The organism is Phycisphaerae bacterium (genome assembly GCA_012729815.1).
GTDB lineage: Bacteria > Planctomycetota > Phycisphaerae > JAAYCJ01 > JAAYCJ01 > JAAYCJ01.
Window position 1 is genome coordinate 1 of record JAAYCJ010000147.1, and the last position, 23,092, is coordinate 23,092.

General features: G+C 63.4%; 13 protein-coding genes. 7 read left to right on the forward strand and 6 right to left on the reverse strand.

Going from position 1 to position 23,092, the window contains the following annotated elements; genetic code table 11:
• From GXY33_10035 to GXY33_10045, 3 genes are all read left to right on the forward strand, one after another.
• The coding region (locus GXY33_10035) for a hypothetical protein (GenBank protein ID NLX05471.1) at positions 1 to 581 on the forward strand (581 nt) is incomplete at its 5' end.
• 68 nt (positions 582 to 649) lie between these two features.
• Entirely contained in the window at positions 650 to 1,738 is a 1,089-nt protein-coding gene (locus GXY33_10040) for a right-handed parallel beta-helix repeat-containing protein (protein ID NLX05472.1), read from the forward strand.
• A gap of 117 nt (positions 1,739 to 1,855) precedes the next feature.
• Positions 1,856 to 2,728 (forward strand): prolyl oligopeptidase family serine peptidase, encoded by an 873-nt coding sequence (locus tag GXY33_10045; protein ID NLX05473.1) that lies wholly within the window; start codon positions 1,856 to 1,858, stop codon positions 2,726 to 2,728.
• Positions 2,729 to 2,782: 54 nt separating this feature from the next.
• Here the strand turns inward: GXY33_10045 and GXY33_10050 are convergent, their stop codons facing one another.
• Complete coding sequence (locus tag GXY33_10050) at positions 2,783 to 4,138, reverse strand: family 43 glycosylhydrolase (GenBank protein NLX05474.1); 1,356 nt, start codon at positions 4,136 to 4,138, stop codon at positions 2,783 to 2,785.
• Positions 4,139 to 4,299: 161 nt separating this feature from the next.
• Here GXY33_10050 and GXY33_10055 point away from each other — a divergent pair, with 161 nt between their 5' ends.
• The 3 genes from GXY33_10055 to GXY33_10065 all read left to right on the forward strand — a co-directional run bounded on the left by GXY33_10055 (position 4,300) and on the right by GXY33_10065 (position 7,738).
• Entirely contained in the window at positions 4,300 to 5,205 is a 906-nt protein-coding gene (locus tag GXY33_10055; protein ID NLX05475.1) for an alpha/beta hydrolase, read from the forward strand.
• A gap of 84 nt (positions 5,206 to 5,289) precedes the next feature.
• Positions 5,290 to 6,669, forward strand: coding sequence for a hypothetical protein (locus GXY33_10060; GenBank protein ID NLX05476.1), 1,380 nt, complete (start codon positions 5,290 to 5,292; stop codon positions 6,667 to 6,669).
• Positions 6,662 to 7,738, forward strand: a complete 1,077-nt coding sequence (locus GXY33_10065) for a hypothetical protein (protein NLX05477.1) — start codon at positions 6,662 to 6,664, stop codon at positions 7,736 to 7,738. Before GXY33_10060 ends, GXY33_10065 begins: the two co-directional genes overlap by 8 nt.
• An 83-nt stretch (positions 7,739 to 7,821) precedes the next feature.
• Here GXY33_10065 and GXY33_10070 read toward each other — a convergent pair whose 3' ends face one another.
• The 5 genes from GXY33_10070 to GXY33_10090 form a co-directional block, all read right to left on the reverse strand.
• The gene (locus tag GXY33_10070) at positions 7,822 to 10,668 is read right to left on the reverse strand and encodes a family 78 glycoside hydrolase catalytic domain (GenBank protein ID NLX05478.1); all 2,847 of its coding nucleotides are present in this window, start codon (positions 10,666 to 10,668) and stop codon (positions 7,822 to 7,824) included.
• Positions 10,661 to 13,318: a family 78 glycoside hydrolase catalytic domain gene (locus tag GXY33_10075; protein NLX05479.1), complete on the reverse strand. Its 2,658-nt coding sequence runs from the start codon at positions 13,316 to 13,318 to the stop codon at positions 10,661 to 10,663. Before GXY33_10075 ends, GXY33_10070 begins: the two co-directional genes overlap by 8 nt.
• Positions 13,315 to 16,566 carry a family 78 glycoside hydrolase catalytic domain gene (locus GXY33_10080; GenBank protein ID NLX05480.1) on the reverse strand — a complete coding sequence of 1,084 codons (3,252 nt, stop codon included), beginning with the start codon at positions 16,564 to 16,566 and terminating at the stop codon, positions 13,315 to 13,317. Before GXY33_10080 ends, GXY33_10075 begins: the two co-directional genes overlap by 4 nt.
• A gap of 28 nt (positions 16,567 to 16,594) precedes the next feature.
• Positions 16,595 to 19,852 carry a family 78 glycoside hydrolase catalytic domain gene (locus GXY33_10085; protein NLX05481.1) on the reverse strand — a complete coding sequence of 1,086 codons (3,258 nt, stop codon included), beginning with the start codon at positions 19,850 to 19,852 and terminating at the stop codon, positions 16,595 to 16,597.
• Between the two features lie 138 nt (positions 19,853 to 19,990).
• Entirely contained in the window at positions 19,991 to 21,106 is a 1,116-nt protein-coding gene (locus GXY33_10090) for a substrate-binding domain-containing protein (protein ID NLX05482.1), read from the reverse strand.
• A 298-nt stretch (positions 21,107 to 21,404) separates the two neighbouring features.
• Between GXY33_10090 and GXY33_10095 the strand changes: the two genes are divergently transcribed.
• A partial coding sequence (locus GXY33_10095; GenBank protein NLX05483.1) for a hypothetical protein occupies positions 21,405 to 23,092 on the forward strand: 1,688 nt, incomplete at its 3' end.

Below are 23,092 nucleotides of genomic sequence, written 5' to 3' on the forward strand. Positions count from 1 at the left end.
GAACGACCTACCACATCGACCCGCTTCGGGGAAAGGACGAGAACAGCGGGCTCCAGCCCGGTGAGGCTTGGAGGGGTCCCAAGCCCCTCAGCCGGTTGGCGCTGGCCCCCGGCGATCGGATCGAGGTCTCTCCTGGTGGGTTCACCGAGACGATCCGGCTCACCGGGTCCGGCACGGCTGAGCATCCCGTCGAGATCCATTTCGCCCCCGGCGACTATGACTTCCATCCGACCGACGCCCTCAAACTCCCGCTTCACATCTCCAACACCAACGATGGTCCCTATATCCCCAAATCGATCGGATTGCTCTTCGATGACATCCAGCATCTGAACGTCCGAGGTAACGGGGCAAACCTCTACTTCCACGGGAAGATGATCGAGGTCATGGTCGACCGCGCCGAGAACATCGACTTGAGCGGGCTGACTTTTGACTACCGCAGGCCGTCGGTCTCGGAATGCACCATTCTCACCGTCGATACCGACCATGCCGACGTTCTGGTCCATCCCGATTCGCACTATGCCGTCGAAGACGAAAAGCTGATCTGGATCGGCGAAGGGGGCGATCCCCGGGGCTGGACCTGATTCAGGAGTACGATCCCATCGACGGCCGCGTCTGGCGGCGAAACAGTCCCCTGGAGGCGATCCTGTGCGTGAAGGAACTCGCGCCACGCACGCTGCGGCTCTTCTTCAAAGACAATCCAAACCTGACTCCGGGACGCGTGCTCCAGTTCCGCGACATCTTCCGCGACTGCGCCGGCGGGTTCGTCCGCAACAGCCGCAACCTGGCCTGGCGAGACTGCGCCTTCCACCACCTCTACGGCCTGGGCATCGTCCATCAATTCAGCGAGAACCTGAGCTATGATCGGATCACCTTCGCTCCGCGCAGCGGCTCCGGACGCACCTGCGCCGGTTGGGCCGACCTGCTTCACTTCTCCGGCTGCAAGGGCAAGATCCACGTCGCCGACTGCGAGATGTCCGGCACCAACGACGACCCCATCAACGTCCACGGCACCCACCTGCGGATCGTCGAGCGCCTCGACGACCACCGCATCCGCGTGTGTTTCATGCATCCTCAGTCCTATGGCTTCCAAGCCTTCTTCCCGGGTGACCAGATCGAGTTCGTCAACCACGCCTCCCTCCACTCCTACGCCTCAAATGCGGTCCTGGCCGTCACAATGGAGGACGACAAGAACATCCTGCTGACCCTGGAGTCCCCGATCCCGGCGTTCCAGCAAGGCGACGTGGTCGAGAACGTCACCTGGACGCCCGAAGTCGAGGTCCGCAACTGCACCGTCTCCGTCGACTCCTGCCGCGGATTCCTGCTGACCACCCGCAAGCCGATCCTCATCGAGAACAACACCTTCATCAAGACCACGATGCCGGCCATCCTGATCGCCGACGACGCCAACTCATGGTTCGAGTCCGGCCCCGTCCGCGACGTGACCATCCGCGGCAATCGCTTCGTCCAGTGCCACGAACCGGTCATCGAAATCGCCCCGGAAAACCTCACCGAGAAGCCCGAGGAACCCGTCCACCGCAACGTCCGCATCCTGGACAACGTCTTCGACCTGATCGGCGAACACGCCGTCTCCGCCAAGAGCGTCAAGGGCCTGACCATCGCCGGCAACCGCTTCTCCCGCGACCGCGTCACCGTCGACCTCCGCAGTTGCACCGACGTCACCATCGAAAACAACGGCCCAACCAACGTGGTCGCGGAATCTCCCGGTTCCGCATCTTGATATGCGGCAATCTCAGTTTTCATCTCCCCCCTTCCATCCACTTCTTGAGATTGCCCCGCCAGACCCGCTACAATCATCAGCCGACAATCAGACGAACCCGGCTTCTCGGAGCAAACCATGCGACGATACGAAATCACGTTCAACAGCGTCAACGCCGAAGGATCCCCAAAACCCATCTCCGCCCTCGTGATCGAACCGGACCGGCACACCGCGAGCACCGGCGTGATGCTCTGCACCCACGGCTGGGGCTGCAACCGCTACTACGACGTCGACAAGATCGAATGGTCCTGCGAGCGGTTCGATCTCGTGTGCGTCTCGGTCGAATACCGCGACTGCGGCTTCGAATTCAACCCAGCCACCGGCGCCGGCTACTGCCGACCGTACGACACCAGCTTCTACCAGGTCTTCGACGTGCTCAACGGCCTGCGCACCGTGCTGGACATCCACCCGAAAATCAACCGCCGGCGACTCTTCCACTTCGCCCGCAGCCAGGGCGGACACATCGCCCTGATCTCCTCGATGTTCGCTCCCCACACCTTCGCCGCCCTGCTGCTCTCCTCGCCGATCACCCACCTGGACCCGAACCTGCTCACCTGGCCCGGCCGCGACTTCTCAGCCGCTGAGCTCTCCGTCCGCGACATGCTCGAACACGCCGACCGGATCGACTGCCCGCTGTTCATCGACCACGGCACCGGCGATACCGTCGTGCCGCATGACATCCACACCCAGGCCCTCGCCGCCAAACTCAGATCGCTGGGCAAAAAGCCGTCCGTGCGGTACTACAAGGGCGGCGAACACGACCTGACCCCGACCACCACGATGCTTAAGGCCTTCAAAGCCATGGTTCCCAGACCGCTGCGAACCCTGACCAACACCCAGAAAGACATCTTCCTGACCGGCGGCCAAGTCGAAATCCCCTGCGCCGACAAAACCCTCCGCATCGACTGGTCCAAACCCACGGACGACACCCGGCTCCTCGCCTGGACATGACGGGGCGCTGGACTGGAGACCTCGCAAGCCGCCGTGCGCCACTCGAGGCGCAACTCACCGGGTTTCGATACCTTCGAACCGCACCCGGCCGTTGTGGCTGAAGAAAAACAGTCGCGATCCTCGAAGTTGGCCCAAGCGGTTGACCAGGCACCGCCGCCGATCGATGCACACGTCGATGATGTCGCCCCGCATCACGATGTCCAGGTCGAAGGGCCTATCCAAGCCCTCCACGCAGGCGATTGACTGGTTGTGCAATTCCACGGTTCGCTCGACCGGACGAAAACTCAGATCGTAGCCCGTCTCGTAGCGGCCAAAGCCCCGCAGACGCAGCCCGAAATGCCGGGCGCCCACCTGCGGATGCACCCGCATCGTGATCCGCGCGTCGTTCGGCACGGCATCCAGCGCTGCCACCTCAAACGCACTCGAGGAATCCAGTTCGACAGCCATGCCGTCGCCGCGGGCACCAGCCGTCAAGGCCGAAAACCTCATCGCCAGCGGATCGCCCTCGATCGGCATCATCTCCGGTACGAACTTTACGCCCAGCGTCCCGTCCGCGTGCTGCACCAGTTCACGGAACACGGCGTTGCCCGCCCACATGAGCTGCCCGTCATCCCGGCCGCCCTCACGGCTGGCCACAAACGCCACGCCTATCCGCCGATTGTCCCGGTATGGTGCGGTCTTCATCACCCGGGCGTATGTCCCCTCAAGCACATCGACCGGCGGGCAAATCCACGGCCCCAACGGGCTCCGCGACATCCGGTACCGCGCCATCGCATCGATCCCGAACAACAGATAGTACCAGCCGTTCCAGTAGAAATGCTCCGGGCATTCCGGGTCCTGTCCGCAATAACCGGGAAACAGGAACGGTTCTTCGAAACTCCAGGTCTTGAAGTCCGCCGAACTAAGATGGGCCAGACACCCGTTATAGCGGGGAACTCCGCAGCCCACCCGTTGACTCGTCACCAACATGTGGAAGACCCCCGTGGCGTCATCCCGGAAAACACATGGGTCGCGGAAGCTGAACGTGTGGTAACCAGCCGGCGGCGAAATCAGCGGGTTCGGCGACGTCTTGCTGAAGTTCACGCCGTCGGAACTGACCGCCAGGCTCACGTGCTGCGACGCATCAGCCATCCGCGTGGAGTAAAAGGCGTAGTACGTGCCCTTGTGGTGAAACACCGATCCGGTGCAGATCGAACCTTCCCAGTCCGCGGTGATGGGAATGGTCAGGCCGTGGTGCGTCCAGTGCACCAGGTCGGGTGACGAAGCCTGGGCCCACTGGTGGTTGCCAAGCCACCCGCGGCTGGTGTGATGATTCTCGTCCAACAGGTAGTACAGGCGAAAGACCCCGTCGTGATAGAACGGCATACAGTCGCCCACAAAGTATGGACCGTCCGGTTTGTAGTATTGCATCGTCGCTTCCTGTCTCACAGACCAGCCTGGCTCTGCATCGTACGATTCTCAGTGGATACACAGGACTGCCCGATTTCGCAAGATTTTCACCTTGCCGGTCTCTTCCCGAATGATTGAATAGAGGGATGAAACGTGACGGGACAGCAGATCGAGGTCAGCCAATGGTTTCACCACAGGGCCGCGAGCATTATCAGAGACTGTGCGAAGGCCGGCCGTTCGGGTCCGACGGGTTCGATCTCGCGGCACTTCGCCAGTGCATGGCCATCCGCCGCGAGCCCGCCGACCCCGCCGTCCGCTGCATCCCAACCCGCATCGACCAGACACCGTGCCAGTGGGTGCTCGCCCCGAACGCGGACCCTGACCTGCGGCTGCTGTACCTCCACGGCGGCGGCTACGTCTCAGGCTCCGGCGACTTCTACCTCGCAATGGCCGCCCACATCTCAGCCGCCGCCGGATGCGCCATCCTGCTGCCCGACTACCGCCTGGCCCCCGAACATCCCTTTCCCGCCGGCCTGGAAGACTGCATCCAAGCTCACCGGTGGCTCACCCGCAACGCACCCGACGGACCCGCCTCCGCCCGGGCCACCTTCATCGCCGGAGACTCCGCCGGCGGCGGCCTGACCCTGGCCGTGATGCTGGCCCTTCGTGACCGCGGGCTCACACCGCCCAAAGGCGGCATCGCCATCTCGCCCTTCACCGACCTGACCCTCTCCGGCGAGTCCATCCGGTCCCAAGCCGACCGCGACCCGATCATGCACCCCGACTGCCTCCCGGATTTCGTCAAATGCTACGCCGCTGAAGCCGATCTCCGCAACCCGCTCGCCTCACCCCTCTTCGGCGACTACACCGGCGTCCCTGCCCTGCTCATCCAGGTCGGCGAGCACGAAATCATCCGCGACGACAGCGTCCGCGCCGCCGCCAGGGCCCAAGCCGACGGGGCCGCCGTCACCCTCGAGGTCTGGCCGGGCATGTTCCACGTCTTCGCCTCCCACGAACCCCTCCTGCCCGAAGGACGGGCCTCCATCGACCATATCGCCGCCTTCATGCGGTCCTGCCTGAACGCCTGAAACAATTTCCACTGGGACTGGATTCCTCGACCCCGGTCCCGGTAAACTCATCGCCGCATCGCACAGATGGAAAGGAACCGCTGCATGCCCGGACAAACCTGGTACATCGACCCGCAAAGCGGCAACGACGCCAATCCCGGATCGTCTCCGGACCGGCCGCTCAGAACGTATGCCGACCGCCCCTTCGCTCCCGGCGACTCGGTGCTGTTCAAGCGGGGCGGCGTCATCCGCGACGCCCTGCGCACCCGCGAGGGCTCGTCGGACGGCTTCATCACCTACGGGGCCTACGGCCAAGGCCCCAAACCCCGCTTCCTCGGCTCCGTCGCCGCCGACGATCCGGACCGATGGGTCAAGGAACGGCCCTCCATCTGGCGGTACAAGGGCACCTTCACCTCCGAGGTCTGCAACCTTGTCTTCAATGACGGCCAATCCTGCGGCCATCTCCGCTGGCAGATCGACGACCTCAAGCATCAGGGCGAGTGGTTCTACACCGCGCTCGGCGCCGGTGCGGACAGCGCATATCAACGCAAAGGTCAATCCGCCGCCCCGCGCTGCGAAGACGGCGTCCTCTACCTCTACTCTCAGTCCAATCCCGCCCGCTTCTACAACAGCATCGAATGCTCCCTCTGGGGTCAGCGCCGCCTCGCCGACGGCCGGCGTTACGTGATCCTCCAGGACCTCGAATTCCGCAACAGCGGCGTCCACGCCTACCAGGATGTCCGCGTCGACCACGTCACCATCCGACGCTGCGACTTCCGCTGCATCGGCGGAGCCGTCTGGAGCCGCCAGCGCCGAATCCGCTTCGGCAACGCCGTCGAGTTCTGGGACGGCGCCGTCGACTGCCTCGTCGAGGACTGCGTCTTTCACGACATCTACGACGCCGGCGTCACCCACCAGGGCGGCGACACCAGCGGCGTCCCGGAACGGGTCTACTTCCGCAACAACCTCTTCGTCCACTGCGGCATCGCCCCTTACGAATGCCGCGGACCCGCCGCACGCGATATCTACTTCGAAAACAACACCTGCATCCACGCCGGAGGCGACCTGAGCATGCAGGGCGAACCCTCGCCACGCCAGTCCGAAATCTACCCGCAGCCGATGGGACACCACGTCTTTATCTGGCGGCTCGACTGGCCCGACCAAATGGGCCCCATCTACATCCGCAATAACATCTTCCACGAAGCCCCTCACGGCGCAGCCGTCTATTCGGTCGCCTCGCCCGAGTACGAACGACATTTCGTCATCGACCACAACGACTACTGCCAGACGACCGGCAACATGCTCTTCCTGCTGGGCGGCAAGACCTACCGCCCGTCCGACTGGTCCGCGTACCAAAAGGAAACCGGCCAGGACGCCCACAGCCTGCTGGCCGATCCGCAATTCGTCAACCCGCAAACCGGCGACTATCGCCTGAAACCAACCAGCCCGTGCCTCACGATGGGCCGGAGGACCAACCATGAATGACCGCGAACGTTTCCTGGCGTGCATGAACTACCAGCCGGTCGACCGGACCCCCTTTTGGGATTGGGGCGGCTGGCCCGAGACCCACGAACGATGGCTGCGAGAGGGCTTCGACCCGAACCGCGACCGCCCCGCCGTCGAACCGGACAACCGCATCGTCTTCGACTGGTTCTTTCCCAACCCGCCCTTCGAACGTGAGGTGCTCGAAGAAACCGACGAAACGATCCTCTACGTCAACCACGAAGGCATCCTCATGCGGGAGATGAAAAACAACCCCGCTAGCTCGATGCCTCAGTTCATCAAGTTCCCCGTCGAAAGCCGCGAGGACTTCCGCAAGTTCTGGAAAGAACGCATGCAGCCGGACCTCGTCCAACGCGGCGGACCCGACTGGCAACAGCAGCTTCGCCAGTGGCGCGACGCGCCGGCGCCCTTCATGGCCTCCGCCGACCGTTGGGGCGGGTTCTTCGGCCCGCTCCGAAACCTCGTCGGCGTCGAAAACCTCTGCACCCTCTTCTACGACGATCCAGCCCTCCTCGAAGAGATGATGGACGCCGACGCCGACCTCATCATCGCCATCATGTCGCAGATCCTCGACGTCGTGAGCGTCGATGCTTTCATCTTCTGGGAGGATATGGCCTACAAGACCGCTCCGTTGATCTCAGCCGACCTGATGCGAAAATACATGCTGCCGCGCTACCGCCGCGTCGTCGATTACCTGACCGCCCGCGGCGTCCGATGGATCGCCCTCGACAGTGACGGCCAGATCGACCCGCTGATCCCGGTCTGGCTCGACGCCGGCATCAACGCCCTCTACCCCTTCGAGACCCAGGCCGGCATGGACGTCCTGGCCGTGCGCAAAAAATACGGCCGCGACCTGCGAATCTGGGGCGGCGTGGACAAACGGGCCCTGGCCCACGGGCCAGCCGCCATCGACGCCGAACTGGCACGCCTCCGCCCGCTCATGGAGGACGGCGGCTACGTCCCCCACACCGACCACTCCATCCCCCCGGACGTCTCGTCGCAAAACTACCGATACTACCTCGAACGCCTCGCCCGCACCTGCGGAGCGTGAAGCGATTGCAGTTCTGGCGCGGGTGGTTCTTCGGCAAGGTGCGGATCGCCGTCACGTCGGCGCCGACGTCCACAGAACGTGTTTCATCGCCACGGAGCAGTGAACACGTAGCGGCCGGACGCGATTTCGTACCTCGCCCCACCGATCGGCGTGACGCCCTCGGCTTGATCCGCGGGTATCCCGCCCTCCCGCACCCCAGCCGCATCCGTAGTCGGCACACAGACTGCCGCTGTCGTATTGGCGGGAATCGTAACCGCCAGCGTCAACCAGCCGCCGTCGACCCGCCAATCGACGGCAATCCTGCCCCGAATCGAATCGTAGTGACCCCGCGCCCAGGTCAAATCCCCCACGACCTGCGGCCGCAGAACGATCCGATCGAACGCCACCGCATCCGCCGCGGCTCCGATCCCCAGCACATCCCCATGAAACCACTCCTGAATATGCCCCAGCATGCCGTGATTCATCGAGGCGCAATGCCGGCCGTCCCACGCCTCCGCCAACGCCGTACATCCCTGCGCAATCTGAAACCCATACCCAAACCCGGTCGTCCGGCTGTGCAGCCGAAAAACCAGATCGCTCCGCCCACCGTCCGCAAGGGCGCGAAGCAGAAAACGGTGACCCACGTCGCCCGACGTCACGTACCGCTGCCCCTCCACCATCGCCACGAGATTCGCCAGCACCGCCTCCGCACGATCCGAATCGACCATCCCCAGCGCCAACGGCATGGCCTGCGACGTCTGGCTGCCGCCGACATACCGATCCGTTGCCGGATCGAACAATGCCCGATTGTAGTCATGCCGGACCTCATGCGGCACAACCTTCGTGCCGCACGCGTACAGGTTCGTCTCCGGATTGAACAGAGCCCGATTGAACGCCCGGCGTATGTCCTCAGCCAAAGCCGCATACGCTCGCGCCTCCTGCGGTTTGCCCAGAAGCTCCGCTGCCTGGGCAAGTATAGACACGTCATGGAAGTAGATGCATGTGCCGGTCACCGACAGCGGAGTCAACTGGGCCCAACCCATGTGCTCCTCGACGTTGGGAAAATCGCTCCAATCGCCTAACCCGTACGAAACAATATAATCGCGAGCCCGGCTCGTCAGGTAATCGACGTACCGCTTCATCGCCGGATAGCATTCGGTGAGAACCCGCCTGTCGCCGTACCATCGATACAACAGCCACGGAATGACCACCGCCGCGCTGCCCCACTCCGGCGTGTCGCGGAACTCCGTGGAAAACACCGAGTACTCCGGTGCGGTCGTCGGAACCATGCCGTTGGGCTGTTGAGCGTCGATCGTATCATGGGCGACCTTGGCGTAAAGCGCAGCCGCATCGTAGCTGTACATCGTCGACGGCGCCGTCAGGTGGGCGATCTCCAGCCACCCGAGCTTCTCCCGCTGAGGACAGTCGGTAATGATGCTCTGCAGGTTGCTCCCCAGCGCCCAGTCCACCAGCCGGTGGATTGTATTCATCAGATCATTGGAGCAGACAAAACTCCCCACACGATCCGAAGAACTCCGGGTGAACTGCCCCTCGATACTCACCACCACCGGCAGATCCCCGCCGGGCTTGCCTTCCGGAACCGCGCCCTCAACCTGAAGGTAACGAAACCCGTAGTAGCTGAACTGCGGATGCCACGTCTCGATGCCCTCGCCCTTGAGCGTATAGGTGAAGTACGTCAGATGCCGCTTTTCGCCCGGAGCACAACCCCACCCTCTTGAATCGACCAACCCGTCACGATCGAGCACCTCCGACGGCACGATGCGAACCGTCGCCCCGGACGGGCCACGAACCGAGATCTTAGGCCAACCCGAAAAGTTCTGTCCCAAATCGTACACAAACACGCCGGGAACCGCCTCGGTCACCGCCACCGGCGAAAACGTCTCGATCACCCGGATCGCCGGGGCCGACGCGGCCCTGAGCCGCCCGCCCGGACCCTCGACCACCGTCACCTTCTCCCAGCCGGAATCATCGTACCCGACTCTGTCCCATCCCGGCCGCTCCAACCGACCGTCGTAGTCCTCACCGCCAAAAATACTCGAAAACACGATCGGACCGCGAACCACGCGCCACGCCTCATCGCTGGCAACGACCTGACTCGTTCCGTCAGTGAAATCGACCTTCAGTCTCAGGATCATCTGCGGCGATCCGAATGAACCCACAAACTTGAAATACCGCCAACCCCGCTCATGGAACATCCCATTGCCCAGCATCACGCCCAGACAGTTCCGACCGCTGCCGATCAGCCCCGTAACGTCATAGCTGGAATACAGACACGTCTTTCGATAGTCGGTCCATCCGGGGTCCAGAACGTCCTCGCCAACCTTCCGCCCGTTCAGCCGCAACTCATAGTGCCCCAGACCGCAGACCGCAACCGTGGCCCGCTTGACGGTCTTGAAAACGTCAAACTCCCGCCGCAACAGCGGAAGCGGCTCGGGCTGCTCGCCCGACTCCGCCAGCCCCGCCTTCCACTGCCGCCACGACTCCGGCGGACATTCCAGCCGATCGGGATTGTCCGCCATCGCCGCCCGATCCGGAACCGCTCCGATCCACCGGGCGCCCTCCGCCAATCCATCGAGAAAAAGCCCCATCGTCCACGACGCGGGTTCGCTCCACAAAGATGCCCGTCCACCACCGTCCCACACGCGAACCTTCCACCAGCACGTCCGACCCGGCTCAAGCCCGCCGCCACCGTACGCGATCTGGATCGTCTCGCTCGAGGCAACCCGCCCCGAATCCCACAGATCACTCCGATCAGTGGCCAGCAACTCGGCAGTGGAAGCCACCAACACCCGGTACGCCGTCTGACGCTGCCCGCGCTCGTCCGACTCCACCACCCAACTCAACCGCGGCTGGACCACGTCGATCCCCACAGGATTTTCGCGGTACTCGCACGTCAGTCGCACCGGTCGGATTCCCACACCATCACCCATTGGCAGCTCCCTGTAATTCCGTCTCAAAATGATAGCGCCCGGACCCGATCTCAAACACCGCCCGGTCGCCTTCCAGCCGGGCGGACGCCACGCCTTCCGCCGTCGCAGCGGGCCGCCCGCCCTCCCTTACCGCCTCCACCCCACAAGCCGGCACGTGCACCGTCGCCGTCGTGTTGGCGGGTACCTCGACCTCCAACTCGAACCGGCCATCTGCAATCGTCCACCTGCTGACGATCGGCCCGCGAATCGAATCGTAGCTTGTGTTGGCCCAGGTCAGATCGCCCACGACGGCGGGTCGAATGGTAATCCGCTCGTAGCCCGGCCCATCCGGGTCCATCCGAATGCCGCCGATCCCTTCGATGAACCACGAGTTGATCGACAGAAATGACGAGTGAATCTGCGAAGCCAAGCCGCCCCACTGCTCGCCGATGGTGGTCGCCCCTTGATCGAGCAGCCAGCCCCAACCCGGAAAGGTCCGTTGATTCACCATCTGGAAGATCAAGTCATTGCGGTTCTCTTGAAGCAGGCATTCAAGCAGAAAGAACGTGCCCAGCACGCCGGTGTTCAGGTGTCCTTTCTGGCCCTCGACGATCAACAAGGCGAGCAGATTGGACAGTTGCGCTCGCTGCCCGTCGGGTATCACGCCAGCCCACAGCGATATGGCCTGATAAGCCTGTTCGCCATTGACGTATACCTCCCGCAGGACATCGTAATAGGCCGCATGGACCGCACGCCGCTTCTTTCGGGCTTCCTCGTCATACCTTCGGGCATCCTCTTCTTTGCCCAGCACTCGAGCAATCTCGCCCGCAATCGCAATATTGTGGATGAAGTAGCAGTTGTTGAAGAACAAATCGCATTCCTTGGGCACGGCGTTGGTCCAGCGACCGCCTATCTGCCGGCCCGGCGCAACCCAGTCGGCGTAGAAGCCCAAGCTCTCGTCACCGTAATGCCGAAGCAGATCGCCCTCAGATTTCGAATCGAGAAAATCAATCCATTTGCGAATCGAAGGATATGACTGCTCCAGAATCCGCCGGTCGCCATAGCGCAGGTAGAGTTGCCAGGGAAGGGTAACACAGATCCCTCCCCAACCCGGGCTGCCTTCGTCACGGTTCCCTGGCGCCGTATGCGGAAGCATACCGCGGACCGGGTCCTGAATATCTCGCCACACCTCCAGCCAATGGGTGAACATGGCGGCCGCATCCGAATGGGTCATAGCCGTCAACATGGTGGTTTGGCCTTCCGCCCCGTAACCGAGTCGTTCGCGATGCGGACAGTCCACGATGTTCCCACCCATGCTCACGCAGCGATATGTCCAATCCACTGTTCTCTGAATCCGGTTGAACAATGCGTTGGAGCACTCGAACGTCGCCGTATGGCCCAGGTCGGCGTGAATCAGAAACCCGCGGGCGTCGTCCAGGACGGGCGGCCGTCGCAGTCCGCGCACCGTCACATATCGAAAGGCACGGTAGTCGAAACGATGACGGAACGTCTCGCCATCGACACCCTTGGCGATGTACACGTCGTGTTGGCCGAAGCCCTGCTTGCGGCCGGACCCCAGCTCGACCTCGTTCATCTCCATCTCGATGCGATCGCCACGGGCCGCCCGGATACGCAACTCAAAATGCCCAACGTAGTTTCGGCCCATGTCGATTTCGTACACGCCGGGCGACGGTTCACTGATCGCCACCGGATGAATTGAATCGGCCACGCGGTTGGGCTGCACCTTCTGGGCGGAAATGATGACCGGCGGAGCGGAAACCATCGTCGCCGCCCGCCACGAGCCGTCGTCAAACCCCGCACCGCACCAACCCTCGACCTCCCGCGTCGCATCATACGATTCAGCGAGTAGACCCGTCACACTCCAGGGGCTTGGATGAGCCTTCCACGTCTGGTCCGTCACGATCCGCTCCAATGCCCCGTCGGGCCGCAGCCACTCGATCTGCGCCATTACGGAAGGCGGTTGGTTGGACAATCCCGGCTGCGCGTGGCGAAACCAGCCGTTGCCCAACCACAAACCGATGACGTTGCGGCCCTCAACCATATACTCTGTGATATCATAAGTGACGTAAAGGGCTCGTCGGTCCAACTGGCTCACCGCCGGACTGAACATCGCGTCCCCGATCCTGTGGCCGTTGACGTACAACTCGTGGTACCCGATCGAACATACATAGGCCGTCGCCTGCCGGGCCCGGGCCGCAATGATAACCGCCTTTCGCAACCACGGCTCGGAACGCTCGACCGGAGGCGATGCCGGGTCGCGATACCCGATCCACTGTGCCTGCCAGTCCGACGGTGCCAACAGCCCCATTGACCAGCAGGCCGGTTCACTCCACGCCGACGCCCGCCCGTTCCGGTCCCACACCCGCACCTTCCAACAGCAACGCATCCGCGAAACCAGCGACTTTCCCGCATACTCCACCTGGATCGTCCGATCGGACTCGACCCTGCCGCTGTCCCACAGGTCCCCGTCATCCTTCGCCAGCAACTCCGCCGCCGAGGCCACCAGAACCCGGTACGCCGTCTGCTTCTGCCCTCGCTGGCCCGACTCCAACACCCAGCTCAGCCGCGGCGCGACCACATCGAGCCCCAGCGGGTCCCTCAAGTACTCGCACCGCAATCGGATCGGCCGAATGGTCCCACTCTCGGTCATGCGCACTCTCCGTGCCTCTCGGACTGGAAGCGGTAGCGCCCCGATTCGACGCCGAACACCGCCGCAGAACCATCGATGCCAATGAACCGTACCCCCTCCGCCTTCGCCGCAGGCCCTGCCCCTTCCGTTACCGCCTCCGGCCTGGTCGCCGGCACGTGCACCGTGGCCGTCGTGTTGGCGGGCACCTCGACCTCCAATTCGAACCGACCATCCACGATCCTCCACTCGCAGACAATCGGCCCGCGGATCGAATCGTACCGCGCCTTGACCCACCGCAGGTCCCCGCACGGCCGCGGCCGGATAACGAAGTGCTGGTAGCCCGGGCAACTCTCATCCGGATTGATCCCCGCCAACTCCCGCCACACCCATTCGCCCACCGAACCAAACGCCCAATGGCTGAATGAGTTCATGTTCGGGCTCTGAAATCCGCGTTCGGCGACGTACCCGTCCCACCGTTCCCAGATCGTCGTCGCACCCCGTTCGACCATATATCCCCAGGATGGAACCGTGCGAAGGTTGATGAGTCGATAGGCTTCGCTGTGGCGACCATAGCGAGACAGCACGAGCATCGCCAGATGAGTTGTCAGAAACCCCGTAGACAGGTGGTCTTTGTATTGCCGAATCGCCTCCACCAAGTGTTCTGTCGCCTTGGGTCGCAGCGACTCGTCGATCAGGTCAAGTTGCAGCGCCAGCGCATAGCCTCCCTGAGTATCACCCTCAATGCGGCCGTCGGCATCGACGTATCGCCGACAGAACGCAACCTTGATGTCCTCGAAGAGCCGGGTATATCCGACAGCCTCGTCTTTTCGATCCAGGACGCCGGCCATTCTGGCCAGGGTCCGGGCCGAATCGGCATAAAAGGCCGTGGCGAACGCCTCCAGGGGCATGGCGCTGACCCCACGCGGATAATCCTCCAGGTTCGTCATATCGCCGTGAAGCCAGTCCCCATAGTCGCCGCCGCGGTCGTTCCGCCAGAGATGATCCGGATTCCGGCTGCGAACAAACTCAACCCACCTTCGGGCGGCCTCATACTGCTCTTCGAGGATCCGCCGATCGCCGTAGTTGAGATATACCCGCCACGGGATCACCACCCCGGCGTCGCTCCAGGCAGGCACGAACTCGACATTGGTCCAGCGCAGCCATTCCATGTCGGCCGGATGAGGGGCAAGATTGGGAAACCGACCGTCCTCAAGCTGAGAATCGCGAAGATCGGGTATCCACTTGGTGAAGAACCCGGCCATGTCCATGTTGTAGATGGCGGTTTGTGAAAAGGCGAGGATATCCCCCGTGAAACCCATGCGTTCGGTCCGCTGCGGGCAATCGGTGGGCACGCTGGGCATGTTGGCCCGCTGAACCCACTGCACGCAATGCATGATCCTGTTGATCAATTCGTTGGAGCAGGAAAACTCACCGGAATCGCGAGCGGAAGAATGAAACACCCGGCCGAGGAGGGTGTCTTCATCCGGCGGTGCGGTCAAACCCGTAACTTCCACATACCGAAAACCATGATAGGTGAAGTGCGGCTCCAATTCTCTCTGGCCGCCGGGCCAGATATATTCATTAACCTGGGCGGCGCCGCGAAGGTTGGCGGTGCAAAGCGTCCCGTCCTCGTTGAGAACCTCGGCATGCCGAACGGTGATTCTCGCCCCTCGTGGAGCATCGGCCTTCAACCGGCACCAACCGGCCATGTTCTGGCCGAGGTCAAAAACATACACGCCCGGCATGGGCTCGGTTATCTGCACCGGCCGAAGTTCCCTGACCACGCGAATCGGTTCGTTGCATTGGCCCACAAGACCTGCCCTTTCGGATTGGTCGGCGTGCGGCAGAACTCTCACCGGCGACCATCCAGCGGCGACAAAACCGGGTTCATCCCAGCCGAGCATTTCTTTGGTCCCGTCGTACGTCTCACCGAAGTATATCCCGGCCCGACGAATCGGACCGTCGTTGGTCGCCTGCCAGGACTGATCCGTCACAATGGTTTGAGTGGAGCCGTCCGCCACCTCGATATCCAAGCGCATCAGGAGGCAGAACCGGGGATCCTTCAGAACCGTTTCAACGGTAATCGGCCCCGTCCACCAGCCGCCGTTCATCTGAGCGCCGACGGCGTTAAGCCCTTCGTGCAACAAATCGGTAACGTTGTAGGTCTGGTATTGTATGCGGTTCTGGTAGCGGGTCCACTCCGGAGCAAGAATATGATCGCCGACCTTTCGCCCGTTGATGCGCAACTCGTACAGCCCAAGGCCGGTCACGGACACCGCGGCCCGCTTCACTGGTCCTCGGATGGCAAACTCCTTGCGGACCATCGTCGCCGGCCATTCAAAAAGTTCGTCTATCCCTTCCCCATCCCCCCTCCGACCATCGACCAGATAAGCCTTCGACCAGCCTCCCGTCTCCACGGAATCGAACGCGGTTACAGCGGCGTCTTTCGCCACGTTCCGCGAACCGGCATATACCTCCATCTCCGCCAGGGCAAATCCGAAATTCCCGCCGACACGATCGACCATCCGGGTAACCGTCAACCGTACAAAACGGGCCGCAATCGGCGCAAATCGATGAATCTGGGCGTCCAGGCCGGGATTGGGCACATCGACAAGGGTCCGATCGACGACGAGTTCGCCATCGGAGAAATCAGCATTGCGGGCCGCCTCGATTCTGAACCGTATCGGAAACAGGAACCCCGGCGAACTGGGCTGCCAGCCATAAACCGGAAAACCGAGAGCCTGGGCGATGGGTCGCGCCGGATAGAGATGCACGGTGTCGATGGTATGGTCTTCACCCAGATCGATCTGCACCCATTTGCCTTCATCAGCCGATTTGCCGAGCCGGGACAAATAACCGTAATGCCGGTCCATCGGCGGTGGCGGCGCCGGATCGTCGTACGCGATCCACTGGGCTTCCCAGTCACCGCGGGCAAGCAGGCCCATCGACCATTGGGCAACGTCGCTCCACCGGGACGGCCGACCGACCTTGTCCCACACCCGAACCTTCCAGAAACACCGCATTCGCGAAACGAGTGGCCCGCCGGCGTATTCCACATGACTCGTCCGATCGGAATCCACCTTGCCGCTGTCCCATAAATCACCCCGGTCCTCGGACAGAACGTCGGGACGTGAGCCGACCAGCACCTGCCAGGCCGTCTGCCTCTGCCCCCGCTCTTCGGATTGGAGAACCCAACTCAGACGCGGCGTGACGGCATCGATGCCAACCGGATCGATCAAATACTCGCACCGCAACCGGGTCGGCCACATCGTCGCACTCCTTGTCATTGGAGAATCCCTATCGTCCCGCCTGGAAATGATATTGACCCGATCCGACGGCAAACACCGCGAAATCCCCTTCCTTGCGGATGAACGCTGCGCCCTCCGCCTCTACCGTATTGTCCTGTCCCGCCGGAACCCAGACCGTCGCGGTGGTATTGGCGGGAACTTCAATGTCCAAAGTGAATCTCCCATCGCCGATTCTCCACTCCACACCAATCGGCCCGCGAATCGATTCGTACCGCGCCTTGACCCACCTCAGATCGCCGCACGGCCGCGGCCGTAGAACGATATGCTTGTATCCCGGCTCGTTCTCATCCGGATGGATCCCCGCCAACTCGCGCCACACCCATTCGCCCACCGATCCCATCGCCCAGTGATTAAACGAGTTCATGTCCGGATGCTGAAACCCGCCCCAGGGCCCCTGCCCCTCAACGTACGCGTCCCACCGCTCCCAGATCGTCGTCGCTCCCTGCTCAATCATGTAGCCCCACGACGGCACGCTGTGAAGATTGATCAGCCGCCACGCCTCGTCGTGCCGGCCGTGCCGCGAAAGCTCGAGCATCATCCGGTGCGTCGCCTGCATGCCGGTGGACACGTGGCTGCGATACCGGCCGATTGCCTCCACCAGATGATCCACCGCCCTGGACGCCATCGCCTCATCCAGCAAACCAAAGTGCAACGCCAAGGCGTAACCCGCCTGGGTATCGCCCTCGATCCGCCCGTCCCGTCCGACGTACGCGCGCTGGAATGCCGCCCGGATGCCCTCAAACAACCGGCCGTACCGCCACGCGTCTTCCATCCGTCCCAAAACCGCCGCCATCTTGCCGACAATCTCGGCCGAATGGGCGAAAAACGCCGTGCCGAACACCTCCTTCGGCGCCGCACTGATCCCGCGAGGATAGCCCGGAAGCGGAAGCGAGTCCCCGTTGAGCCAATCGCCGTAATCGCCGTCGCCGCGATCCTTCAGCCACAGCAGCCCAGGATTGTTGGACCAGATCAACTCAATCCACCCTTTGGCCGACTCGTAATGCTCCTCCAGCACCCGCACGTCCGCGTAGTTCTGATACATCCGCCACGGAACGATCGTCCCCGCGTCGCCCCACCCCGGCGCGCCGCGCATCCGCCGGTTCGGATCGCTCGGATGCGGCGCCGCGTCCGGAAAGTGCCCGGCATCCGACTGCGAGTCGCGAATGTCGCGCACCCACTTGGTGAAAAAACCCGCCATGTCCATGTTGAACACCGCGGTCTGTGAGAACGCCTGAATGTCGCCCGTCCAGCCCTCCCGCTCCGTCCGCTGAGGACAGTCGGTGGGAACCCCATGCAGGTTGCCTCGTTGTACCCACTCCACGCAATGCATGATCTGGTTGACCAGCTCGTTCGAACAGGCAAACGCCCCAGCCTCCGGCGCCGCCGAATGAAAAACCCGTCCCGTGATCGCCTCCAAGCCCGGTCGATACGGCAAACCCGTCACCTCCACGTACCGAAAACCGTGATACGTGAAATGCGGCTCCAGTTCCGCCTCGCCGCCGCCCCACGTGTACTCGTTGACCTGCGCCGCACCGCGCAGGTTCGCCGTATACAGCATCCCCTCCTCATCCAGCACCTCCGCGTGCCGCACCGTGATCTTCGTCCCGACCGGCGCGTCCGCCCTCAACCGGCACCAGCCGACCATGTTCTGGCCCATGTCGAACACGTACGTTCCCGGCTTCGGCTCGCTCACCGACACCGGCCGCAGTTCCCGCGACACCCGGATCGGCTCGTTCGGCTGAGCCGCCAGCCTCGCCTGCTCCACCCCGTGCGGATGCGGCAGCACCAGCACCGGCGTCCACCCAGCCGCGCCGAAACCCGCCTCATCCCAACCCGCCATCTCCCTCGTCGCGTCGTACGTCTCGCCGAAGTAGATCCCAGCCCGCCGGATCGGACCCTCAACGCTCGCTTGCCACAAACCATCGCTCACCACCGTCTGCTTCGACCCATCCGCCAGTTCAATATCAAGCCGCATCAGCAGACAGCACCGGGCAGCGACCATGGAATTGTCCATGCACCACAACGGCCCCGTCCACCATCCGCCGCTCAACTGCCCGCCGACCGCGTTGGGCCCCTCGCGAAGCAGCTCCGTCACATCGTACGTCTGGTACTGAATACGCTTCCGGTAGCATGTCCACTCCGGAGCCAACAGGTGATCGCCCACCCGCCGCCCGTTGATCCGCAGTTCATAAACCCCCAACCCCGTCACCGACACCTCAGCCCGCCGAATCGGCCCGCGAACCTCAAACTCCCTCCGAACCATCGTCGCCGGCTGATCCGCCGGCCATCCGCACCCGGGTTCCGTCTGCGCTCCGCAGCCGTCCACCAGATACTCCCTCGACCAGCCGTCCTCCTCCACCGAATCCGCCGCCCAGACCGTACACGCCAGCTTTCCCACGTTCTGCCGCACCACCGACCCATCCTTCTGCGGCCAACCCTCCAGACTCGACAAGACCTCCATCTCCGACAAGGCGAACGCAAAACCCTCACCGTCGCCACCGGCCAGCCTCGTCACCGTCAGCCGCACGTACCGGATCGACATCGGCTCAAAGCAATGGATCGGCCCTTCCTCGCCCGGATCGCCCACGTCCGCCCGCGTCTCGTCGACGACCACTACCGCATCTGAAAAATCCGATCTACGCCCCACCTCGATCCTGTACCGAACCGGAAAAAGGTACGCCGACCTGCTTGACCGATCATGCGGCCGCGCCGGACAAAGCCGCACCGCGTCAATCGACCGCTCGCCGCCCAAATCGACCACCACCCATTTCGGCGTGTCCGCCGACGAGGCGGTCCCGCTGAGATATCCATGCCGCACCTTCGGCGAAAACGGCTCGCCGCACGCAATCCACTGGGCCTGCCAGTCCGACGATGCCAACAGCCCCATCGACCACCGCGCCGGCTCGCTCCACGCCGACTCCCCGCCGTCCTTGTCCCACACCCGCACCTTCCAAAAACACCGCATCCGCGACGCCAACGCCTTGCCCGCGTACTCCACGTGGATCGTCCGATCCGACTCCACCCTGCCGCTGTCCCACAAATCGCCGCAATCCCCCGCCAGCAACTCAGCCGTCGACGCCACCACCACCTGGTACGCCGTCTGATGCTGCCCGCGTTCCTCCGACTCCACCACCCAACTCAACCGTGGCTGGACCACGTCGATCCCCAGAGGATCCGCCAGATACTCGCATCGCAGCCGCGCCGGCTGAGCTTTGCCCGATACGATCCTGTCCTGATCGCGTCCCATTCAACCGCTCCCGTCCCTCGCCAGCCTCAGGCAAAGGCCGACTGAACGTCCTGCACCTCTGGCCCGACGCCGCAGCCGGGCAAACCGCCAACATCATACAGCCGTCATGCACCGCGCCCAGCTTTTCCTGACCTTTTTCTATACCCCGCTGTCGCCCAATGCACTCTGGCGAATGATCAACTGCGGCTCAAAGACAATCGACCCGCCTCCAATGGCCTCGCCGCGACCGTGCCGCGCGAACAGGTCGCGGCACGCCCGCCCCATCTGCCCAAGCGGTAACCGAAGCGTCGTCAAAGCCGGCACGTCCGCCAACTCCCCCACCGTATCGTTCGCACCCACCACCGCCACATCCTCCGGAACGCGAACGCCTCGGGCCTGAACGTGACGGACCAATTTGACCGCCGCCTCATCGTCATAGCACAGCACCGCATCAGCCCCGGCATCGACCAATCCATCCGCCGCCGATACGATCGCCGCCTCCACCCCTTCCGTATACCGAACCAACGACAGGTCGCACGCCGCCCCGATCCGGCTGTGCGCCGTCACGTAACCGCCCAGACACGCCGCTGCGCTCCGGCCCTCGCGCCGCCCCGCCACCACCCCGATCCGCCGCCGCCCCGAAAACAACAGCCGCTGCGTCACCTTCGCATACCCGTCCGCCAGATCGACCCGCACGCTCGGATAGTCCCCTTCCGGATAGTCCGCACTCAGGAACACCACCGGATAGCCCATCTCCCGCAACTCCGCCAACTGTCCGGGCGCCACGTGCTCGACCACCGAAAACAAAAAACCATCCACCCGCCGGTGCCGCGCGCTGTCCATAAAGTGCAGCCCGCCCGCCTCCGCGAATACCGGCTCCGACCCCAATAGCGTGATTTCCATCCGCGGCATCGACTCGCTCGGCTCAGCCAGCCCATGCATCACGTGCAAAACGTACGGCGTAGGGGCCAACCCCACGCTCTTAAAGACGACAAACCCCACCCGAAATGCGTCGCGCCCGCCGGCCGACCCGCCCGTACGCCCCGATCCGCCGACCAGATAGGTCCCCGAACCACGCCGACGCCGCAGCAATCCCTCCTGCACCAACCCCCCGATCGCCTCCCGAACCGTGTTCCGCGAAACTCCCAGCACCTCACTCAACTCGCATTCCCCAGGTATCCGCGCCCCTTCCCGCAGGCGATCCGCGGCGATCCGCTCGATAATCGCCTCCCGAACCTGTTCGATCTTGCCCTTTCCGACGTCAAAATCGGCCATGACAACCCTCCGTAGACAACTTGATCTAGTCTGTCCAACAACTATTGTCCAATAACCCAGCTAACCTGTCAACCCCGTACCGTCAAAACCCCTGGATTGACCCGCGGCGTATTAATAGAATGCCGAACGCCCGAAATCCACACGCAATCGAGCCTAACCCAATGCCGCACCCCAACAGAGATAGTTTGGAAAGTCCACCCCTTTCGTGTATCATAATGCGTTAACGCTATGCACCTGCTACCACTAGCGTTATGCATTCATTAATCCCGTTATACCCCGACACGCAGAGGACAAGATCATGGCAAGAGCCCCCAGCCGTCCTTCCGCAGGGAACTCACCGAAAAAACTCATTCTCCTGCTGATCGTTCTGGTGGTCCTGGTGATCGTGGCAGTCGTCGTGCTCTTCGGACGCGGCGGTTCCGACACTCCGGCCACACCAACCCCGAACGCCGCCCCGCCGCGGGGCGCCGGACGACCGCCCGGCCAACCTCCGCGACAGACCGCAGCCAACCCGCCGCGAAGAACCACCTCGCCGAAACCTGCGCTCTCAATCCAACCCCCGCCTCCACCGTCGCCCGAGGCGCTGCAGGTCGCACAGAACGTCGATCAGTACCTCCAGAAGTACGATGAGACGGTCACACAGAACGGCCGGTGGGACGCTCTGGGCCGGTGGGCCCGCGAAAACGGCCTCTACGTCGAAGCCTATCATTGCACCGAGCCTGCCAACGTCGAACCGCCCCAGCCGTGGGAAGTCCACGACACCACCATCCTGCTCGTCTCCTCCGACAACCGCGGACAGAGCGTCGAGCACACCTTCATCGAACAGCGGCTCTTCGAATCGCAGACGGCCCTGCGACCGGATTTCCTCCGCCGGTCCGACCGCGATGAGATGGTCCGCAATCTCGAACAGCTCCAGCCCGGCGGCGGCAGCGCCAATCAATCCCGCATCGCCTCCCTGCTCGTCCAGGTCGATTCCCCCTACGGCCGGCAGCTCTACGAGCAGTGCATCAAGGAACCGCACTTCTACAACTACCTCGCCCGCGCCCTCGAGCAGGCCTACTTCGTCGGCATTCAGCCCGGTCAGGAGTGGCAGTGCAGCTGGTACCAGACCCCTCCGATGAACCTGTGGCTGATCCGCCAACTGATCGCCTTCTCGCCCACCGAAACAGCCGAACCCACCGCAACGCCCGCTGGACCGCACGGCCAGCCCGGTATGCCGCCCGGCATGCCCATGCCGCCCGGCGCTCGCCAGCGCCCCGGACAGGCCGCGCCCGATACGCCCGATGCCCAGCACAAAATGCTCATGGCCCGCATCCTCGTGCGCCGAGGCGGCCTGGTCAGCTCCAAACTCATCGGCGAGTTGTTCGCCGCGGACGAAAAGGGAACCATCGTTCAAGCCATCGCCCAGGGCCAGCTCCCTCCACAACTGCTCTGCCGCTTCTCCGGCATCTACGCCGAAGGGTTCCTCGAACAGGCAGGACAAACCCTCAGCCGCTACAAACCCGCCATGCCGGAATGGACCACTCTCGCTGAGATCCTCGCCGGCACCTTCAACTCGCGGGCCCAGCACTTCGTCTTCGCCTCCGCTGAGGCCGCCAAGGCCACCATCGGCGACGCCCTCGCCCTGCGACTGGCCGTGACCGGCCAGCCGTACCCGCTGGAAAACCTCCTCGCCTTCGCCAATTCGGGCAACCTGAGCGGACTGGACCTGCCGGTGCTCTGGTCCATCTGGACCCGCGTTGACGAAACCGCCGACGAATCGTTCTGGGACTGGATCAGCACCTACATCCCGCTGGCCTGGTCATCGGAAACCGGCCCAGCCGCCGACCTGCTCCAACCGGGATCTCCCGGCGGCATGGCAAACCCGAACGATCCGATGATGGGAATGGGCATGCCGCCCGAAGGTTACGCCCCGCCGTCAATGCCCGGCATGCCCGGCGGAACCCCTCCGCGACCCCGCGCAACCCCTCGCCACCCGAACCAACC